Origin of the sequence: Allotabrizicola aquatica (SeqCode), assembly GCF_965194375.1 — a bacterium.
GTDB lineage: Bacteria > Pseudomonadota > Alphaproteobacteria > Rhodobacterales > Rhodobacteraceae > Tabrizicola_A > Tabrizicola_A aquatica.
The window spans coordinates 470,910-489,898 of sequence record NZ_OZ239428.1; the positions used below are offsets into that span (position 1 = coordinate 470,910).

Here is an 18,989-nt window from a genome sequence, read left to right on the forward strand (position 1 = left end):
GGCTCCTTAACGGTGATCGGTTTTCAGCTTCTGTTCCAGATACATCGAGTATCTGGACATCCCGAAGCAGACGGCAAAGAAGATGGCGCCGACAAAGATGTAAGGCTCCCAGTAGATGCCCTTCCACGCAGTATCGGCCCGCACGATGGTGGTGACGCCTTTCAGGGGATCCATCAGGCCGACAAAGGCCACCAGCGTGGTATCTTTGAACAGACCGATAAAGGTCGAGACGATGCCAGGGATCGACACCTTGAGCGCCTGCGGCATCACGATCAGCCGCTGCGCCTGCCAGTAGTCAAGGCCCAGTGCGTCGGCGGCCTCATACTGACCCTTGGGAAGTGCTGCCAGACCGCCGCGGATCACCTCGGCCAGATAGGCCGCCGAGAAGAAGGTCACCAGAATGATAACCCGCAGCACCACGTCGAAGTTGGTTTGCGGCGGCAGGAAGTAACCCAAAAGCAGCGTCGCGGTGAACAGCACCGTGATCAGCGGCACGCCGCGCACAAACTCGATAAACCCGACGCAGAGGGTCTTGATCAGCAGCATGTCAGACTGGCGACCAAGCGCCAGAAGGATGCCAATTGGCAGGGAGGCCCCGATGGAGGTGACGCCAATCACAAAGGCCAGAAGAAAGCCGCCAAACTCGTCCGAACCGACATCCGTCATGCCCAGAGGCATGGCCCCTTGCAGCGCCGTGGTGACGCTGGTTTGTACCGACAACCACCAAATCGCCGCTGCCAGCGTGCCGGCCCCTGTGGCCACGACCACCCCGAGCAAGGGCTTCGTCGCCCTATAGACCACTGCAAGCAAGACAAAGCCCATGGCGACGCCAACCGGCCCCCAGAGCGACCCGCCGTAGAGAAGCCAAAACCCCAAGAGCGGGTAGAGGACAGTCAGAACAACCAACCTCTTGGGTGCGATCCAAGCCGTCGCAGTCAACCCGATCAGGATCAACGCAAAGAGCGCCAAATGGGTGGGGTTGTGATCCAAAAGGGCCAGCGCGATCATGGTCAGCGCTGCAACTGTGCCCACAAGGACCACATTGGGCTTACGCAGACCGTAATAAAGCACAGGCGCCAAAGCGATCAGCAACAGGCCAAGCGCCAAAACTGGACGCCAGTAAAGGTCGGCTGGATAAAAGCCGAACAGGAACTGGTGCCAGCGTTCGCGGATCAGCGCCCAGCAAGCGCCCGTTGCCTCAGGGCCAGCACTGGCCCAAACGATCTCGCGGCATTCCTTCAAGGAATTGGCGGTCCACACGCTGTTCAACAGCCAAGGCAAGGCCGCCTGCACAAGCAGGAAGACCACGGTCAAACCAATCAGGGTCAAGATCGCATTGAACGGCGAGGAGAACAGGTTCTCGCGCAGCCACTTCACAGCGCCGCGTTCTGTCAGCGGCGGGGCCTGTTGCGGCAGAATCTCAGAGCGGACGAATGCGGTATCGGGCATCTTAACGCTCCTTTAGCTTGACGGAATTGTTGTAGATGTTCATCAGCGACGAGATCAGCAGGCTGATCGTCAGGTAGATGCCCATCATCAGCACCATGCATTCCATCTCGCGCCCGGTCTGGTTCATCGTGATGCCGCCCAGCGTGCCGCGCAGGTCAAGGTAAGACACAGCAATACCCAGCGAGGTGTTCTTGGTCAGGTTTAGGAACTGGCTGATCAAGGGCGGGATGATGACACGCAGCGCTTGCGGCAGGATGACCAAGTTCATGGTGCGACCGGGGCGCAGGCCAAGGGCAAAAGCGGCCTCGGTCTGACCTTTGGAAATGGCTTGAATACCGCCGCGGACAATCTCGGCGATGAAGGCTCCGGTGTAGAGGATCAGCGCCACCAAAAGCGCGGTGAAAGAGTGGTTCACCGCAAGACCGCCCGTAAAGTTGAAGCCCTTGATTTGCGGGTATTCCAGATGGAAGCCCATGGCCATCAACAGCGCAATCGCAGGCACAAACAGCACCAAAAGCGATTGCCACCATGTGGTCGGGCGGTCACCGGTGTCTTCTTGAATGGCCTTGGCGCGGGCCAAGATCCTGCGGTTTACCAGAACCGAACCCAAGACGACCACAAGAAAGGCCACGCCCGACAGGCTGATCGGCACAGTGGCGATTTCAATCATTGGCAGCGGCCGATCAAAGACCGGGCCGGGAATGTTGGATCCACGGTTGGTGATGGCGATGGCGCCAAAGATCATCGTCTCTTTGGGGGCCTCACCCGCCGCAACCATCTCGTCGGTGACGCGAAAATCCTTGGGCTGGGGGTAGGTCTCGGTAAAGACCACAAAGATCAGGATGATCCACAAAACCAAGGGCACGTTGCGGAAAATCTCGACATAGACCGTCATCAACCGGGCCACGAGCCAGTTTTTAGACAGCCGCAGCACCCCGGCAAGCACACCAACGATGGTCGCGAAAAAACAGCCGATAACGGCGATAAGCAGGGTGTTCAGCAGGCCGATGATCGCGGCGCGACCGTGGCTGCTGTCGTTCGTGTAGGGGATCAACTGTTGGTCAATGTCATAACCAGCACGCTGCCACAGGAAGCTGAAATTGATGTCCTTGCCACGTTCTGCAAGGTTCTTGATCGTGTTGTCGGCCATCCAGCCCAAAAAGGCCAAAAGCAGAACCAACACGGCCAGCTGAATCGTGTAAGACCTATAGCGCGTGTCATAGACAAGCATGGACAGCCGGAAGGAGTCCTTCGGCGCTTCGGATGCGAGTGACATCATACCCCCTGTGCCGACCGGCGGCCGTCTTGATGCGGCCTGTCTGGATCTTGTCCAATGGTCAAAGCGATTAGGCTAAAGAAAAAACGGGCGCACCCCGGTTAGGGATGCGCCCGAAATCAATGATTACCGGAACGGTGCCGCGTACTGCAGGCCGCCCTGGGTCCACAGAGCGTTCAGGCCACGGGCCAGACCGATCGGGGTGGACGAGCCGATGTTGGCTTCAAAGATTTCGCCATAGTTGCCGTTGGCAAGGATCGCGTTCTTGAAGGCGGCGTTATCAAGGCCAGCCATCACGCCCATATCGCCTTCGCTGCCGAGCAGACGCTTGACTTCCGGGTCGGTGGTCGAGGCTTCGACTTCAGCCAGGTTGGCCTTGGTGATGCCTTTTTCTTCCGCGATCAGCAGCGCGTTGAAGGTCCAACGCACAACGTCGCCCCACTGGTTGTCGCCATGGCGAACGACCGGGCCGAGCGGCTCTTTCGAGATGATTTCCGGAAGAATGATGTGGTTTTCCGGATCCGGGAACGACGAACGCGCCGCGGCAAGACCCGAGGCGTCGGTGGTGAAGGCGTCGCAGGTACCAGCCAGATAGTTGCGCTGAGCTTCGGCGTCGTCAGCAACGGTCACCGGGGTATAGGTGATGTTGTTTTGCTTGAAGAAGTCAGCAAGGTTCAATTCGGTGGTGGTGCCGGTCTGGATGCAGACGGTTGCGCCGTCCAGTTCCTTGGCCGACGAAACACCGAGGTCCTTCTTCACCATGAAGCCCTGACCGTCGTAGTAGTTCACCGCAACGAAATCGAGCTTAAGGTCGTGATCGCGCGAGAAGGTCCAGGTCGAGTTGCGGATCAGCACGTCAACTTCGCCCGAAGCCAGCGCGGTGAAGCGGGTCTCCGAGGTCAGCGGGACGAACTTGACCTTGTTCTGGTCGCCCAGAACGGCAGCAGCGATGGCCTTGCAAAGCGAAGCGTCAAAACCCTGATACACGCCATTGGCATCGGGGGCGGCAAAGCCGGTCAGACCGGGGTTCGCGCCGCAGATCAGCTCGCCACGCGCCTTCACATCGTCCAGAGTGCCGGCAAATGCGGCGCCTGCAAGCACGGTGGTGGCAGCGAGAGTGCCGAGGAACACGGATTTTTTCATTCTTACCTCTTCCTGTGGGTCTGCCCCGAGGGGCAGGGGTTTACGCCCCGTCTTAGCGACAGATGCGGGTTCTGTGTGGCGCCGAAGGTGCCAGTGTTGGACATCATCTGTCACGGTCTTAGCTAAGGTCAAGAAAAACATCCGCTAAAGCGGAGCAGTTCTTGGCAACAAGCAGATTGACGATTGTATCACGCATAATGCCGAAACCATCGCCGTTGGATTGCGCAAGATTGTTACCGACACAAAGCGTAGAACTGCTCGGCCTCCAATAAAGCACGCTGCTTGGCGGCCTCAAGGGCGGCGGCATCCTCGTCAACACCCCAAAATTCGGCCTGCCAGCTCTCATCGATTCGGCTCAAGGCAAAGGCCTCGGCCGCCGAAAGCCGTCCGCGGGTGATCGCAATGCCAAGGATCAATGACCCGGTGATGGCGACAAAGTCGTGAAAAGCAGCCAGTTGAAAGGCGTCAAAACTGGCAACGGTGGCCTTCAGACGGACAAGACTTTCCACCGGTTGCGCGACCGGCACAATACCCGCGGTGACCACGAGCGGGGCCGCCAGTTCCAATGCAGACCAACCCAGCAGCGGATCCCAACCAACCATCTGGCGGGTAATCAACCCCTCCGGCCCAGTGGCGCGATAGCATAGAAGGTCGCTGGCACCATAGGCCGCGAGAAGATCAATCACCTCGTCGCGCTGGTGCACCAATTTGTCGATGGCTGAGTTCACCGCGCGCGTCACCGGCATGGTCTCTGGCTTGATCGCCCCCTGCTGCGCGTCCCACTCGCGGGCTGCGGCCTCGGCCATGGCCTGTGTCGGCATCACAACGGGGGCCTTGGCGGGCGTTTTCACGGCACGCCCGTCAAGCCGAACGGTGAACCCGCCGTCACAGGGCTCGGCGGTTGCAACTGTCCAAAAGCGTTTGGCTTTCCAGCCGCTCATTTGCGAAACTCAAAAGGATCGGCGGGCACGTCGTTTTCTTTCCAGTCGAGCAGCTTCCACGTCTTGGCCATGTGGTCTGGCAAGGGGGCGGTAAAGGTCAGCATTGCTTTGGTGATCGGGTGTTGAATGGTCAGGCTGCGGGCGTGGAGATGCAGCTTGCGGCTGACCTCTCCGCCCAAGCCAGCACCCCAGCCATCGCCCAGATTCTCGGTCGCCGACCCGCCATATTTGCCATCCCCGATGATCGGGTGGCCCAACTCCGCCATATGGGCACGCAACTGGTGTGTGCGGCCAGTGATCGGCTCCAGCGCCATCCACGACATCCGGGTGCCCAGAAACCACAGGGTGAAAAAATCGGTGTGGGCGCGCTTGGCGTCAGGGTAATCGGCCATCTTGGCGGGATGGACGCATTGCATCTTCTCCCCCTCGCCGCCACGGCCATGACCGGGGGCTTTCATCAGCCCATATTTGACAGAGCCCTGCCGCGGGTTTGGCACACCGGCGACCAAGGCCCAATAGATCTTGCGCGTGTGATGGTTGCGCAAGGCTTCAGACAGAGCCCGCGCCACCCGGTCGGTGCGCGCCAGCATCAAAACGCCGGAGGTGTCTTTGTCCAAGCGGTGAACCAGCTTTGGCCGCTCTTTGTAACCGAACTTTAGGGCCTCGGTCAGACCATCCACATGACGATCCCCCTGCCCCGATCCCCCTTGCGACGGCAGACCGGCGGGTTTGTTGAGGATGATGATATGCTCATCTTTCCACAACACCGCGTTCTGGATCATCTTGGTGTCGGCGGCACTGACGCGCCCTTCGGCCGGGCGGCTTGGCGCCTCGGTGTCTGGCAAAGGTGGCACCCGAATGACCATGCCTGGCGCCACACGATCAGACGCCTTGGCGCGCGCGCTGTCGATGCGCACTTGGCCCGTGCGGCACATCTTTTCGACATGGCCTTGGCTGATCTGCGGAAAGCGGCGCTTGAACCATTTGTCCAGCCGCTGCTCGCCCTCATCCGCCGAGACCGTCAGAAGTTTCACGCCGCTCATCCGAGGGCTCCTTTGGCAAGGGCCGCCCCAAGGGCAACCGCGAGAAGAGAGAGGCCGACCGAAAGGCCGACATAAAGCACCGCCTGCACGGTCTGACCGGATTGCCAGAGCTTCAAGGCATCCAGAGAGAAGGCCGAGAACGTGGTGAACCCTCCCAGCACCCCGGCCAGCAACACAGGGGACAGCGCGGCGCGTGTGGCAAGCACCACAAACAACACCCCCATCACGAAACTGCCCAGCACATTGACAGCCACCACCGCCCACGGCGCACCAAAAGCGGCCACGGTCAGATAGCGCAGCACCGAGCCAATGGCCCCGCCGATCGCAACTTGGGAAAGCGTCCAGAACATGGCGTTTCCTTGCGACTGCCCGCCCGGTTTGTCAACCGCCGCGCTTTGGGCCGACTGCCTGTTGCGGCTTTCATCTTGGCCAAAATACTCCCGCCGGAGGCTCCTTCGGCCAATGTCGAACGCTCCGCGGGGAGTATTTGGACCAAGATGAAAGCCCGGCGCGGGTTAGCTATCTCGTTTGGCGCGCAGTTTGGCGAAGTAATCGATGCGCTTTTTCAACTCGCGTTCAAAGCCGCGTTCTGGCGGGGCGTAGTAGACGGGGCGGCGCATACCGTCAGGGAAGTAGTTCTGCCCAGAAAAGCCATCTTCGGCATCATGATCATAGGCATAGCCCGCACCATAGCCGATCTCTTTCATCAGCTTGGTCGGCGCGTTGCGAATGTGCAGCGGAGGAGGGTGACTGCCGGTTTCGCGCGCGGCGGCGCGGGCGGCTTTGTAGGCGGTGTACACGCCGTTCGATTTCGGGGCGAGGGCGAGATAGACCACCGCCTGTGCGAGAGCGAGTTCCCCTTCAGGGCTGCCAAGGCGTTCATAGGTTTGCCAGCTGTCAAGGCAAACACTCTGGGCTTGAGGGTCGGCAAGGCCGATATCCTCGACCGCCATCCGGGTGATCCGGCGCGCAAGAAACCGCGGGTCTTCGCCGCCTTCCAGCATGCGGGCGAACCAGTAAAGTGCCGCGTCCGGGTCTGATCCCCGCACCGATTTGTGCAAAGCGGAAATGAGGTTGTAATGTTCTTCACCCGATTTGTCGTATTTCGTCGCGCGCCGCATGAGGCGGGTGGCCAGTTGCTCACGGGTCAGGGGTTTGTCTGCCTTCCAAGCCGCCACCTGTTCAATCAGGTTCAGGCAAGCGCGCCCATCGCCGTCGGCCATGTCGATCATCGCCTCGCGCGCCTCGCCCGTCAGCGGCAGCGCCCGGCCCAACTCACGTTCGGCGCGTTGGGTCAGGCGCTCCAGATCGGCCGGCATCAGCCGTACCAGGACGATGACCTGCGAGCGTGACAGAAGAGCTGCGTTCAATTCAAACGAGGGGTTTTCGGTGGTCGCCCCCACCAGAAGGATCGTGCCATCCTCCATATGGGGCAAAAAGCCGTCTTGCTGGGCTTTGTTAAAGCGGTGGATTTCATCGACGAACAGAAGCGTGCCTTGCCCGTTTTGCCGCCGAATCCGGGCCTGCTCAAAGACCTTTTTCAGATCCGGCACCCCGGTGAAGATGGCTGAGATCTGCACAAAGGCCAAATTGGTCTGATCGGCCAAAAGCCGCGCGATCGTGGTCTTGCCCACCCCGGGTGGCCCCCACAGGATCAGCGAGGACAAGGATCCCGCCGCCAGCATGGCGCCCAAAGGCCCCTCGGGGCCCAGCACATGCGCCTGACCGATCACCTCGGACAAGTTACGCGGGCGCAGCCGATCCGCCAGCGGGCGTGGCGCGCCGGGGGCGGGTTGGGCAGCAGCGGTGTCAAACAGATCAGCCATGCTGTTCAGACTACCCCCGGATGCAGAGCGGGGAAAGCCCTGCCGTCAGTGACCGGTCTGGCGAAAGCCCATCAGAACGACCTGATGTTTGATCCCTGCGATCTCCCTCACAGGGCCGATGCCCTCCATCTCGACACCGGACCGGTCGGCCCATCGGGGCCATGCCGCCGCCAAAGGTGTCAAACAATGGCTGGCACCCAATCGGCGCACCATTTCACCCAATTGGGCGATCAATTGGGCATGCATCCCACGACGGATCGAGGAGGGTACGTCATGACTGACCGAGCAGAGCGATATGGCTAATGGCGGGTCGCGCCGCAGTCCATGGCGACGCATTGGTTCACCACGCCGTCAATCTCGATGGGAGGGCCCGCAACCTCGGTCCGGAACCCAATCCGGCGCATCCAGCGGCCCCAGACCTGCGGGCAAAGCCCGAGCAACCGTTCTGCCCCCATGAGCTGTGCGGTGTTGACCATCTCGGTCATCAGATCGCGCTGGACGCGGCTGCGCAGACAAGAGGGCACATCGTGTGCAATAAAGACGCGGCTGGATTCCCAGACCTTCGGCGACACAGGGGCCTGTCCAAACAAAAGCGTGTCCGGAATCGTCGCCAAGAGTCCCGCCTGTGCATCGCGGATCATGTAGCTGTAAATGCCGCATCGCGCGGTTGTTGGCGTCAGCCGGATGCCTGCCAGCACCTGCCCGCCGTCATGCACTGCAATCCAGCGGCTTTGGGGTGTGTCATACTGGTCGAATTCCATGCCATCGACCTGCGGCAAGTTCCATTTGCGCTGTACGATAAAGGATTGATGCCGCGCTCGCAGGACATTGGTGAACAGCGTGCCGTGGGTATGAATATTGTCAAAGGATAAAGTCGTCGTCTGCATGCTAACCTCCAGCCGGTTTGAAAAACAGAAATCGGCCGGGGCACCACCTAGAGCAGCTTAGCTTCCAGCGCGCGCTGGACCGCTTCGGCAGTGGTGCGGCACAGCAAGCGTTCGCGTGCGCTGCGCAACCGGGCCTTAAGCGCGCTTTCCGAGATGCCGATCTGCTGCGCCGCCTGAGAATAGCGGTAGCCGTTCGCGATCAGCCGCAACGCCTCAACCTGGGCGGCCGAGAGGTGTTCAGGCGGTTCAGTTTCGCGGTGGAGGATGCGCACCATCTCGACGATTTCGGCAATCTCAGCGTCCGTGAATTCGCGGTCGCTGCGGGCAAAGCCGCCAATCGTGCGCGAGCTGGTCGGCCCATGCGCCACCGCAACGCCGTAGGTCAGGCCAAAGGCCTTGGCCTGCCCCAAGACATCATGCGGATCGGGATGGTTCAGGACACTCCACCGCGCGATACCTTCGGTGCCAAACCCCCAAGAGATCAGCGGATCGCACAGCATGTAGCCCCGGTTCGTATAAATCTCGACCCAGCGCGGGTCATAAGTGTTGACCATGATTTGTGCCGAGGCAAACCGGATATGCAGGCCGAGCGCATAACCTGCAGGGGCAAAGGTCGACAATCTTGCCAGTCCCATCTCCAGACCGATCGTGCGCGCCATTTTGCCTTCCCTTACCCCTGAACACAGTCACTGAAAAACAACCTATCGATGATTTGATACAATCTTAGAGTGTTATTGGCAAAGGATACAATGGAAAAAGGCCCGCGAAACGCGGGCCTTTCGTCAAAGTCCTAGATGCTGTGCCAGAGGCGCAGTCTTAGTCCTCAGCGGCTTCATCAGCGGCGCTGCGGGCATGGTCTGCGGCGCCCTTGGCCGAAGGATCACGATCGACGAATTCGATGATCGCCATCGGGGCCATGTCGCCATAGCGGAAGCCAGCCTTCAGAATGCGCACATAGCCGCCCTGACGGGTGGCATAGCGCGGGCCGAGGATTTCAAACAGACGTGCAGTGTGCATGTCCTGCTTCAGCTGGGCATGGGCCTGACGGCGTGCGTGCAGGTCGCCACGCTTGGCCAGCGTGATCAGCTTTTCGATGATCGGACGCAGTTCCTTGGCTTTCGGCAAGGTGGTCTTGATCTGTTCATGTTCAATCAGCGAACCGGCCATGTTGGCGAACATCGCTTTGCGGTGTTCGTGGGTGCGGTTCAGCTTGCGGTAGCCGTTTGAGTGACGCATCGGAATCTCCTAGACGCTTGTTTTGCTTTGTCCGGCAGGGCCTACGACTGGTCCCGCTCACCTTGGGCTTTCGCCATGTTTTCCCCGGCAGTCCGGGCATTTGTAACTGGGCGGGGTTTCCCCCGCCCAAATTCTTAGAACTGGTCTTCGAAACGCTTTGCCAGATCTTCGATGTTCTCTGGCGGCCAATCTTCGACTTCCATACCCAGATGCAGACCCATGCCCGACAGCACTTCCTTGATCTCGTTCAAGGACTTGCGGCCGAAGTTCGGGGTGCGCAGCATCTCGGCTTCGGTTTTCTGGATCAGATCGCCGATGTAGACGATGTTGTCGTTCTTCAGGCAGTTCGCCGAACGGACCGAAAGCTCCAGCTCGTCAACTTTCTTCAGCAGCAGCGGATTGAACTCAAGGCCCGCATCCACTTCGCCCGCCTTCGCCGACTCAGGCTCGTCAAAGTTGACGAACACGCCCAGCTGGTCCTGCAGGATACGCGCGGCATAAGCCACGGCATCATCGGGGGTCAGCGAGCCATCGGTTTCGATCTTCATGGTCAGCCGGTCATAGTCCAGCACCTGACCTTCGCGGGTCGGCTGCACTTCGTACGACACTTTCTTGACCGGCGAATAAATCGCGTCGATCGGAATCAGGCCAATCGGCGCATCTTCCGGACGGTTCTTGTCAGCCGAGACATAGCCCTTGCCGGTGTTAACCGTCAGTTCCATGTAAACGTCGGCGCCATCGTCAAGGTGGCAGATCACGTGGTCCTTGTTCAGAACCTCGATCCCGTTGGTTTCCGAGATGTCACCAGCGGTGACAACGCCCGGGCCCTTGGCAGAGATCGACAGGCGCTTCGGCCCTTCGACTTCCATCTTCAGGCGAACGCCCTTCAGGTTCAGCACGATGTCGGTGACATCTTCGCGAACACCCGCCACCGAGGAAAACTCGTGCAGCACGTTGTCGATTTGGACGCTGGTGATGGCCGCGCCCTGCAGCGACGACATCAGAACGCGCCGCAGCGCGTTGCCGAGCGTCAAGCCAAAGCCACGCTCCAGCGGTTCGGCGATAACGGTCGCCACGCGCTGAGCATCAGCACCGGCCTTCACGACCAGTTGCTGCGGCTTAATGAGTTCCTGCCAATTCTTGTGGATCATGCTTTCGCCTCCATTCTTGTCGCCTGCCCATGTCCCGTAAGCAGGTGACGCCCGAGGATCTGGAATCACGCAATCGGGCCGCGCGAAATCGCACGGCCCGATTGAATTCGAATAACGTTAGACGCGGCGGCGCTTCGGCGGACGGCAGCCGTTGTGCGCCAGCGGGGTCACATCACGGATCGAGGTGATGTTCAGGCCGACAGCAGCCAGCGCGCGCAAAGCCGATTCACGGCCCGAACCGGGGCCCTGGACTTCGACTTCGACGGTCTTCATGCCATGCTCTTGCGCCTTGCGGGCAGCGTCCTCGGCAGCCATCTGGGCTGCATAAGGGGTCGATTTCCGCGAGCCTTTGAAGCCCATGGTGCCCGAGGACGACCAGGAAATCGCATTGCCCTGAACGTCAGAGATCAGGATCTTGGTGTTGTTGAACGAAGAGTTCACATGAACCACGCCAGCGGCGATGTTCTTGCGCTCTTTTTTCTTCGTGCGGGATGCTTTGGTATCGCGTGCCATAGTGCCCTACCCCTTATTTCTTCTTGCCAGCGATGGCTTTTGCGGGGCCCTTGCGGGTACGAGCGTTCGTATGGGTGCGCTGACCGCGGACCGGCAGGCCCTTACGGTGACGCAGACCGCGATAGCAGCCGAGGTCCATCAGACGCTTGATGTTCATCGACACTTCGCGACGCAGGTCGCCTTCAACGGTGAAGTTGGCGTCGATGAATTCGCGGATGGCCAGCACTTCGGCGTCGGTCAGCTGATTGACACGACGTGCGCGGTCAATGTTCAGCGCGGCGCAGATCGCTTCGGCGTTATGGGCGCCGATGCCAGCGATATACTGCAGAGAAATGGGAACCCGTTTTTGCGTCGGGATGTTAACGCCAGCAATACGTGCCAAACGTATCTTCCTTTTGGTTGCGGTTCCGTAGTGCCAGAACCTTTTTTCACAACAGCCGGGCATAAGCCCGACAACGATCTTCCCAATTACGGGAAACCCAAACCACGGGCGATTCCGTGTCGGGACGCCGTGCTTTAGGGGCTTTCCCCCCTGCCGTCAAGCGGCGCGGGCCGGAATCTCAAGCCTTGTCCAGAACTTTCGCGATTGCGGTCGCGACCTGATCCATCGCGGCCATGCCGTCAATCTGCACAAGGCTTTTCTTGGCCCAGTAATAGCCGATCAGGGGGGCGGTGTTCTTGTAGTATTCCTGCAGCCGCACAGCAAAGACCTCGGGCGTGTCATCCTTGCGGACCGGCTGACCTGCGGCGCGTGCCTCTTCGGCGCGCTTGACGATGCGGCCAACCAGCGCTTTGTCATCCACCACAAGCTCGATCACCGCATCCAGCGTCAGACCGCGCTTGGCCAGAAGATCGGCCAACGCATCGGCCTGTTTCAGCGTGCGGGGAAAGCCGTCAAAGATGAACCCGCCAGAGGCCCCCTTTTCCAGCTTTTCCTCGATCAGGCCGATGACGATCTCATCGGTGACGAGACCGCCCTGTTCCATCACGTCAGCAACCTTGCGACCCATTTCGGTGCCGCTGGTCTTGGCATCGCGCAGCATGTCGCCAGTCGACAGTTGCACCATGGCGCGCTCATCCACCAAGCGCATGGCTTGGGTGCCTTTGCCAGCCCCGGGCGGTCCGAGAAGGATGATATTCGTCATAGCCTGCCCTCTTAGCGCCGCGCCGGAGCCTTCGGGGTGCGTTTCTTGCCCCGCAGGTTCGACTTTTCGATCAGCCCTTCATACTGATGGGCGAGCAGATGCGATTGCACCTGATTGATGGTGTCCATGGTCACCGAGACCACGATCAACACCGAGGTGCCGCCAAAGTAGAAGGGAATGGCAAACTGGTCGCGCAGCACTTCGGGCAGCAGGCAGATCAGCGCCAGATAACCCGAGCCGACCACCAAGACACGATTGACCACATATTCGAGATATTCTTCGGTCTTTTTCCCGGGGCGGATGCCGGGGATAAAGCCGTTCTGATCTTGCAGGTTCTTGGCGACATCCTCGACCTTGAAGGCCACGTTGAACGTGTAGAAATACGCGAAGAACACGATCATGCCGACGAAGAACAACAGATAGAGCGGCTGACCGGGGCCGAAATAGGCCAGAATGGTCGACATGATCGGGCCGGTTTGCGCGCCCGAGAAGGTCGAGATTGTGATCGGCAGCAGGAGCAACGACGAGGCGAAGATTGCCGGGATAACGCCCGAGGGGTTCACCTTGATCGGCAGGTTAGACGAGCCGCCATCGAACACCTTCATACCCACCTGACGGCGGGGATACTGGATCGTGATCTTGCGCAGCGCGCGCTCCATGAACACCACAGCCGCAATCACGACCACGACCATGATCAGCACGCCAATGATAACCGGGGTCGAGATGACACCCGCGCGGCCTTGGCTGAAGAACTGGGCGAGTGCTGCCGGAATTTCCGCCACAATGCCCACAAAGATGATCAGCGAAATGCCGTTGCCAATGCCGCGTGCGGTGATTTGCTCACCCAGCCACATCAGGAACATAGTGCCGCCCACCAGCGTGATGACACAGGACGCCACAAAGAACGCACCCGGCGTGTGGGCCAAACCGCCCGCTTGCAGCGAAATGGCGATGCCATAGCCTTGGAACAGCGCCAGCGCCACGGTGCCGTAGCGCGTCCACTGGTTCATCTTCTTGCGGCCCTGCTCGCCCTCTTTCTTCATCTGTTCCAGCGCGGGCACCATGGATGCCAGAAGCTGGACGATGATGGAGGCCGAGATATAGGGCATGATGCCAAGGGCAAAGATCCCCATGCGGCTGATCGCGCCGCCGGTGAACATGTTCAGAATACCGCCCAGACCGGCACCTGCATCGGCCATAAACTCGCGCAGCGCCTGACCATCGATCCCGGGAACCGGGATATAGGTGCCAAGGCGGTAAACGATCAGCAGGCCAAGGGTAAAGAAGATACGCTGACGCAGATCCGTCGCTTTACCGAAGGCCCCCCAAGACAGGTTGGCCGCCATTTGCTCTGCAGCAGATGCCATGTTTGGTCTCTTTCATGCACAGCGCCGCCGAACCGTTCTCCGGTCGGCGGCGCGGGAAAACTCGTGGGATGATGTAAGCGGTCTTGTCGCCGCTCACAACCTCTTATTCAGCCGCTGCTGCAACCGTGAGCGAACCGCCAGCGGCCTTTACAGCCTCGATCGCGGCAGCCGATGCGCCGGTGACCACCAGCTTGACGGCCGATTTGATCTCGCCCTTGTTCAGAACGCGGATGCCGTCCAGCTTTTGCTTGGTCAGGCCCGCAGCGATCAGCGCATCTTCGGTGATCTCGACCTTGGCATCCAGCTTGCCCAGACCAATGAACTTTTCGATCAGGCCCAGATTGATGACGGCGTAATGCTTTTGGTTCGGCTTGTTAAAGCCGCGCTTGGGCAGGCGGCGATAGAGCGGCATCTGGCCGCCTTCGTAACCACCAATGGCCACGCCCGAACGCGATTTCTGGCCCTTGATACCACGGCCAGCGGTCTTGCCCTTGCCCGAGCCGGGACCACGTGCGACGCGCTTTTGCTTTTTGGCGGCGCCGGGATTGTCGGAAAGTTCATGCAGTTTCATGTCGCAAACTCCTATGCCGGAACTGCACCCACTGCGACGGCGGGGCAAACACGGCGATTTTTCTTGGTTATGTGACGCCGGGCGTCACGGGTCTTGTTGATTCTGTGGCCTTGGAAGGTCACCGGGCGCGTATAGAGGGCGCATGCCGATCAATCAACCCCCGTAGGACGGGGCTCAACCCGCCGCAGGCGCCGGATAGCTGCCGGACGCATCATGCTTTTCCTGCCCGGTCAGCGCAGGAGTGAAAACGCAAATGATCCTCAGGTCAGTTGTGGCGCGCAGAAGATGCGCTTCGTGGTGGTCGAGCACATAGACTGTCCCCGGCCCCAAGGGCCAGGTCTGGCCGGTGGCCACATTCACCACCTCGCCCACGCCTTCGATGACATAGTTGGCCTCGACGTGGTTCTTATACTCCAACTGCTGCTCGGTCCCGGCCTTGCACAGCGTATCGTGCAAGGAATAGCCCAAGCCATCAGCGGCCAAGAGGATGCGGCGGCTTTCGAAGGCGTCGCCTTTCACATGGGCCGCGGTGTTCAGGATGGAGGCAAGGGTTCTAACGATCATGGCGGCTCCTTAGATTGGCTTGGTCGCTGCAGGATGACCGAGTTTCGCCCAAATGAAAACGCCCCCGCGTTTCCGCAGGGGCGCAATCTGTACGGTGCGCTTTGGCGCACCTAACCTTTAGCCACGCTCTTCAATGATCTGAACGAGGTGGCTGATCTTGTTGACCATACCGCGGATGGAAGGGGTATCTTCCAGCTCACGGGTGCGGTTCATCTTGTTCAGGCCCAGACCCTTGAGGGTCGCGGTCTGAACGGCCGGGCGCCGGGCGGCCGAGGCCACCTGCTTCACGACGATGGTTTTCTTCGCGGCCGGAGCCGCTGCTTTCTTGGCTGCCATGATCAAGCCTCCACGGTTTCAGCGGCGGGCTTGTTCAGGATCTCGGCCACCTTCTTGTTGCGGCGAGCCGCAACCTGACGGGGCGAGGTCTCTGCTTTCAGACCGTCGATGGTAGCGCGGATCATGTTGTAGGGGTTCTGCGAGCCAATCGACTTCGCAACAACGTCCTGCAGACCCAGCATTTCGAAGACGGCGCGCATCGGGCCGCCGGCGATGATGCCGGTACCAGCCACAGCCGAGCGCATCACGACTTTACCGGCGCCATGACGGCCTTCCATGTCGTGGTGCAGGGTGCGGGCGTCCTTCAAGGGCACGCGGATCATCTGGCGCTTGGCCTGTTCCGTTGCCTTGCGGATCGCTTCCGGCACTTCCTTTGCCTTGCCCTTGCCGAAGCCGACACGACCTTTTTGGTCGCCGACCACGACGAGTGCTGCAAAGCCAAAGCGCTTGCCGCCCTTTACGGTTTTGGAAACGCGGTTGATTGCGACCAGACGGTCAGCAAATTCCGGGGTTTCCTCGGGCCGGTTATCGCGGCGATCATTGCCACCACGATTGTCCCGACGGTTTTCACGTTCTGCCATTTTTCAACTCCTCAGAACTTCAGTCCACCTTCACGGGCAGCATCGGCCAAAGCCTTGATCTTGCCGTGAAAGAGGAAACCGCCGCGATCGAAGTAGCACTCTTCGACACCGGCCTTCTTGGCGCGCTCGGCGATGGTGAGACCCACCTTCGCCGCCGCTTCCACATTGTTTTTGCCAACGAAGCCCAGATCCTTTTCCAAGGTCGAAGCTGCCGCGACAGTGATGCCCTTGGCGTCGTCGATCAGCTGAGCGCTGATGTTTTTCGACGAGCGGTGGACGGACAGGCGAAGGCGGCCATTGGCCATCGCCTTGATCTTGTTCCGGACGCGCATGCGGCGCTTGAGGAACAGCTCTCTTTTGTTGTTCGCCATTTTTGCGCCCCTTACTTCTTCTTGCCTTCCTTGCGGAAGACGAACTCGCCCTTGTAGCGGATGCCTTTGCCCTTATAGGGCTCGGGCTTGCGCCACTCGCGGATGTTCGCGGCGACCTGACCAACCTGCTGTTGGTCAATGCCTTCCACAATGATTTCGGTCTGCTTCGGAGAGGTGACGGTGATGCCAGCCGGAACCGCGAAGTTTACTTCGTGGCTGTAACCCAGCGAAAGCTTCAGGACGTTGCCGTTCATCGCAGCGCGATAACCCACACCCTGAATTTCCATCTCTTTCTTGAAGCCGGTGCTGACGCCGATGACCAAATTTTCGATCATCGAGCGCGACATGCCCCACTGTTGACGCGCGATCTTCGAGGTGCCGCGCGGCGTCACCTTGATCGTGTCGTTTTCAATGGTCAGCGTCACGTTGTCGCCAGCGGTGAAGCTGCGGGTGCCCTTCGGGCCTTTGACTTCGACGGTCTGGCCAGAGATCGTGGCCGAGACGCCTTTGACAAGGGCGACGGGTTTCTTGCCGATACGAGACATTCAACCCTCCTTAGAACACGGTGCAAAGCACTTCGCCGCCAACATTGGCCGCGCGTGCATTTGCATCCGACATGACGCCCTTCGGCGTCGAGACGATGGAGATACCCAGGCCATTGCGGACCGTGGGGATATCCTTAACGCCCATGTACACACGACGGCCGGGCTTCGACACGCGCTTAACTTCGCGGATCACCGGAGTGCCTTCGTAGTACTTCAGGCTGATTTCAAACTCACCCTGGCCATTGGCCGTGGGGGTCTTTTCATAGCCGCGGATATAGCCTTCCGACAGCAGCACATCCAGAACGCGAGCCCGCAGCGTGGACGCCGGGGTTTTCACGGTGGACTTGCCACGCAGCTGACTGTTGCGGATGCGCGTCAGCATATCGCCAATAGGGTCGTTCATCGACATTGTGCGATCTCCTTACCAGCTGGACTTGACCATGCCCGGGATCTGACCGAACGAGGCCAGTTCACGCAGCATGATGCGGCTGAGTTTGAGCTTGCGATAGAACGCATGCGGACGGCCCGTCAGCTGGCAGCGGTTGTGGATCCGCGTTGCCGACGAGTTGCGGGGCATCTGAGCCAGCTTCAGAGTCGCCTTAAAGCGCTCTTCGACGGGCTTGGACTGGTCGTTGATCACCGCTTTGAGGGCGGCGCGCTTGGAAGCATGCTGCTTCACAAGGGCGGCACGCTTCACTTCGCGGTTCACCATGGATTTTTTTGCCATTGCTTCGGTTCCTCGCGCTTACGACGTGAAGGGCATGTTGAAATGCTTCAACAGCGCCTTGGCTTCCGCGTCGTTATTTGCGGTGGTGCAGATGATGATGTCCATGCCGAGGATCTCATCGACTTTGTCGAAATTGATCTCGGGGAACACGATTTGCTCTTTCAGGCCCATGGCATAGTTGCCACGGCCGTCGAACGAGGAGCCTTTCACGCCGCGGAAGTCGCGAACGCGGGGCAGAGCCACCGTGATCAGACGGTCGAGGAATTCATACATGCGGTCGCCGCGCAGCGTGACCTTGCAGCCCAGCGGCATTTCCTCGCGAACGCGGAAACCTGCGATGGACTTCTTGGCCTTGGTGATGACAGCTTTCTGGCCCGCGATCGCCGTGAGTTCTTCAGCGGCAGTCTTGACCTTCTTGGTGTCTTTCACGGCTTCGCCGACACCCATGTTCAGGACGATCTTGTCCAGCTTGGGGATCTGCATGTCGTTCTTGTAGCCGAACTCGGCCTTCATCGCGGCGCGGATGCGGGCGTGATAGTCAGCCTTGGCGCGCGGGGTGTATTTGGCTTGATCCAACATCAGATGGCCTCCCCGGTGGTCTTGGCGAAACGAACCTTCTTGTCGCCTTCCATGCGGAAGCCAACGCGGGTGGCTTTGCCATTCTTGTCCATCAGCGCCAGGTTCGACAGGTCGATCGGCATGGCTTTCGCCAGACGGCCGCCCTGCGAGGCTTGCGACTGCTTGGTGTGACGGATCGCGACGTTGACGCCTTCAACCACGGCTTTGTTGGCGGTCGGATTCACAGAAGCGATTTCGCCCTGCTTGCCCTTGTCCTTGCCGGTGAGCACGACAACCTTGTCGCCTTTACGGAGCTTGGCGGCCATTACAGCACCTCCGGAGCAAGCGAGATGATTTTCATGAAGTTCTTGGCGCGCAGTTCACGGACAACCGGCCCGAAGATACGCGTGCCGACCGGTTCACCCTGGTTGTTCAGGATGACGGCAGCGTTGCGATCAAAACGGATGGTGGTGCCGTCTTCACGACGAACTTCCTTGGCGGTGCGAACAACAACGGCCTTACGGACGTCGCCTTTTTTCACACGACCCTTCGGAATCGCTTCCTTCACCGAAACAACGATGATGTCACCGACCGAAGCATAACGGCGGTGCGAACCGCCCAGAACCTTGATGCACTGAACTCGGCGAGCGCCAGAGTTATCAGCCACATCCAGATTCGTTTGCATCTGGATCATTTGGTTTCTCCCGACCTTTGGGGATCATTCCCCAGGGTTTCGTATTGTCGACAGACGAAAGGGCC

Annotated in this window: 26 protein-coding genes; all 26 read right to left on the minus strand. The window is 59.8% G+C overall.

The genetic code is table 11. The features are described 5' to 3' along the window. Window positions 1-6: 6 nt before the first annotated feature. The 26 genes from AC72UB_RS15540 to rplN all read right to left on the minus strand — a co-directional run bounded on the left by AC72UB_RS15540 (window position 7) and on the right by rplN (window position 18,924). Window positions 7-1,449: an amino acid ABC transporter permease gene (locus AC72UB_RS15540; RefSeq protein ID WP_505190546.1), complete on the minus strand. Its 1,443-nt coding sequence runs from the start codon at window positions 1,447-1,449 to the stop codon at window positions 7-9. A gap of 1 nt (window position 1,450) precedes the next feature. Further along, window positions 1,451-2,725: an amino acid ABC transporter permease gene (locus AC72UB_RS15545; protein WP_505190547.1), complete on the minus strand. Its 1,275-nt coding sequence runs from the start codon at window positions 2,723-2,725 to the stop codon at window positions 1,451-1,453. Window positions 2,726-2,851: 126 nt separating this feature from the next. Beyond that, window positions 2,852-3,868: an amino acid ABC transporter substrate-binding protein gene (locus AC72UB_RS15550; RefSeq protein WP_505190548.1), complete on the minus strand. Its 1,017-nt coding sequence runs from the start codon at window positions 3,866-3,868 to the stop codon at window positions 2,852-2,854. Between the two features lie 233 nt (window positions 3,869-4,101). Next, entirely contained in the window at window positions 4,102-4,809 is a 708-nt protein-coding gene (locus AC72UB_RS15555) for an ATP12 family chaperone protein (protein WP_463291242.1), read from the minus strand. Beyond that, window positions 4,806-5,852, minus strand: a complete 1,047-nt coding sequence (locus AC72UB_RS15560; RefSeq protein WP_505190549.1) for an RluA family pseudouridine synthase — start codon at window positions 5,850-5,852, stop codon at window positions 4,806-4,808. The genes AC72UB_RS15555 and AC72UB_RS15560 overlap by 4 nt, the downstream gene beginning before the upstream one ends. Continuing rightward, window positions 5,849-6,202, minus strand: coding sequence for a fluoride efflux transporter FluC (locus AC72UB_RS15565; RefSeq protein WP_505190550.1), 354 nt, complete (start codon window positions 6,200-6,202; stop codon window positions 5,849-5,851). Before AC72UB_RS15565 ends, AC72UB_RS15560 begins: the two co-directional genes overlap by 4 nt. A gap of 165 nt (window positions 6,203-6,367) precedes the next feature. Beyond that, the gene (locus tag AC72UB_RS15570) at window positions 6,368-7,678 is read right to left on the minus strand and encodes a replication-associated recombination protein A (protein WP_505190551.1); all 1,311 of its coding nucleotides are present in this window, start codon (window positions 7,676-7,678) and stop codon (window positions 6,368-6,370) included. 299 nt (window positions 7,679-7,977) lie between these two features. Next, the gene (locus AC72UB_RS15575; RefSeq protein ID WP_505190552.1) at window positions 7,978-8,565 is read right to left on the minus strand and encodes an acyl-homoserine-lactone synthase; all 588 of its coding nucleotides are present in this window, start codon (window positions 8,563-8,565) and stop codon (window positions 7,978-7,980) included. A 47-nt stretch (window positions 8,566-8,612) separates the two neighbouring features. After that, on the minus strand, window positions 8,613-9,224 hold the full coding sequence (locus tag AC72UB_RS15580) for a helix-turn-helix transcriptional regulator (protein ID WP_463291236.1): 612 nt from the start codon (window positions 9,222-9,224) through the stop codon (window positions 8,613-8,615). A 157-nt stretch (window positions 9,225-9,381) separates the two neighbouring features. Then, the gene (rplQ, locus tag AC72UB_RS15585) at window positions 9,382-9,801 is read right to left on the minus strand and encodes a 50S ribosomal protein L17 (protein WP_463291235.1); all 420 of its coding nucleotides are present in this window, start codon (window positions 9,799-9,801) and stop codon (window positions 9,382-9,384) included. A 134-nt stretch (window positions 9,802-9,935) separates the two neighbouring features. Then, a complete protein-coding gene (locus tag AC72UB_RS15590) occupies window positions 9,936-10,952 on the minus strand; it encodes a DNA-directed RNA polymerase subunit alpha (RefSeq protein ID WP_463291234.1) in 1,017 nt (338 codons plus the stop codon). A gap of 117 nt (window positions 10,953-11,069) precedes the next feature. After that, entirely contained in the window at window positions 11,070-11,465 is a 396-nt protein-coding gene (gene rpsK / locus AC72UB_RS15595; RefSeq protein WP_103334365.1) for a 30S ribosomal protein S11, read from the minus strand. A 13-nt stretch (window positions 11,466-11,478) separates the two neighbouring features. Then, complete coding sequence (rpsM, locus tag AC72UB_RS15600; RefSeq protein ID WP_463290000.1) at window positions 11,479-11,847, minus strand: 30S ribosomal protein S13; 369 nt, start codon at window positions 11,845-11,847, stop codon at window positions 11,479-11,481. Window positions 11,848-12,025: 178 nt separating this feature from the next. Further along, the gene (locus AC72UB_RS15605; RefSeq protein WP_505190553.1) at window positions 12,026-12,610 is read right to left on the minus strand and encodes an adenylate kinase; all 585 of its coding nucleotides are present in this window, start codon (window positions 12,608-12,610) and stop codon (window positions 12,026-12,028) included. 11 nt (window positions 12,611-12,621) lie between these two features. Next, window positions 12,622-13,977 carry a preprotein translocase subunit SecY gene (secY, locus tag AC72UB_RS15610; protein WP_505190554.1) on the minus strand — a complete coding sequence of 452 codons (1,356 nt, stop codon included), beginning with the start codon at window positions 13,975-13,977 and terminating at the stop codon, window positions 12,622-12,624. Window positions 13,978-14,080: 103 nt separating this feature from the next. Next, window positions 14,081-14,548 carry a 50S ribosomal protein L15 gene (gene rplO / locus AC72UB_RS15615; RefSeq protein ID WP_463290003.1) on the minus strand — a complete coding sequence of 156 codons (468 nt, stop codon included), beginning with the start codon at window positions 14,546-14,548 and terminating at the stop codon, window positions 14,081-14,083. 174 nt (window positions 14,549-14,722) lie between these two features. Continuing rightward, complete coding sequence (locus AC72UB_RS15620) at window positions 14,723-15,112, minus strand: ectoine synthase (protein WP_505190555.1); 390 nt, start codon at window positions 15,110-15,112, stop codon at window positions 14,723-14,725. A 117-nt stretch (window positions 15,113-15,229) separates the two neighbouring features. After that, window positions 15,230-15,448 (minus strand): 50S ribosomal protein L30, encoded by a 219-nt coding sequence (rpmD, locus tag AC72UB_RS15625; RefSeq protein ID WP_505190556.1) that lies wholly within the window; start codon window positions 15,446-15,448, stop codon window positions 15,230-15,232. A 2-nt stretch (window positions 15,449-15,450) separates the two neighbouring features. Beyond that, window positions 15,451-16,029, minus strand: a complete 579-nt coding sequence (gene rpsE / locus AC72UB_RS15630) for a 30S ribosomal protein S5 (RefSeq protein ID WP_463290006.1) — start codon at window positions 16,027-16,029, stop codon at window positions 15,451-15,453. A gap of 11 nt (window positions 16,030-16,040) precedes the next feature. Further along, window positions 16,041-16,400, minus strand: a complete 360-nt coding sequence (gene rplR / locus AC72UB_RS15635; protein WP_505190557.1) for a 50S ribosomal protein L18 — start codon at window positions 16,398-16,400, stop codon at window positions 16,041-16,043. An 11-nt stretch (window positions 16,401-16,411) separates the two neighbouring features. After that, window positions 16,412-16,945 (minus strand): 50S ribosomal protein L6, encoded by a 534-nt coding sequence (rplF, locus tag AC72UB_RS15640; RefSeq protein WP_463290008.1) that lies wholly within the window; start codon window positions 16,943-16,945, stop codon window positions 16,412-16,414. A gap of 10 nt (window positions 16,946-16,955) precedes the next feature. Then, the gene (gene rpsH, locus AC72UB_RS15645; RefSeq protein WP_463290009.1) at window positions 16,956-17,354 is read right to left on the minus strand and encodes a 30S ribosomal protein S8; all 399 of its coding nucleotides are present in this window, start codon (window positions 17,352-17,354) and stop codon (window positions 16,956-16,958) included. A 12-nt stretch (window positions 17,355-17,366) separates the two neighbouring features. Next, complete coding sequence (rpsN, locus tag AC72UB_RS15650) at window positions 17,367-17,672, minus strand: 30S ribosomal protein S14 (protein WP_463290010.1); 306 nt, start codon at window positions 17,670-17,672, stop codon at window positions 17,367-17,369. A gap of 18 nt (window positions 17,673-17,690) precedes the next feature. Beyond that, window positions 17,691-18,251: a 50S ribosomal protein L5 gene (gene rplE / locus AC72UB_RS15655; RefSeq protein ID WP_463290011.1), complete on the minus strand. Its 561-nt coding sequence runs from the start codon at window positions 18,249-18,251 to the stop codon at window positions 17,691-17,693. Further along, on the minus strand, window positions 18,251-18,556 hold the full coding sequence (rplX, locus tag AC72UB_RS15660) for a 50S ribosomal protein L24 (protein ID WP_505190558.1): 306 nt from the start codon (window positions 18,554-18,556) through the stop codon (window positions 18,251-18,253). Before rplX ends, rplE begins: the two co-directional genes overlap by 1 nt. Next, on the minus strand, window positions 18,556-18,924 hold the full coding sequence (gene rplN, locus AC72UB_RS15665; protein WP_091302592.1) for a 50S ribosomal protein L14: 369 nt from the start codon (window positions 18,922-18,924) through the stop codon (window positions 18,556-18,558). Before rplN ends, rplX begins: the two co-directional genes overlap by 1 nt. Between the last annotated feature and the right edge of the window lie 65 nt (window positions 18,925-18,989).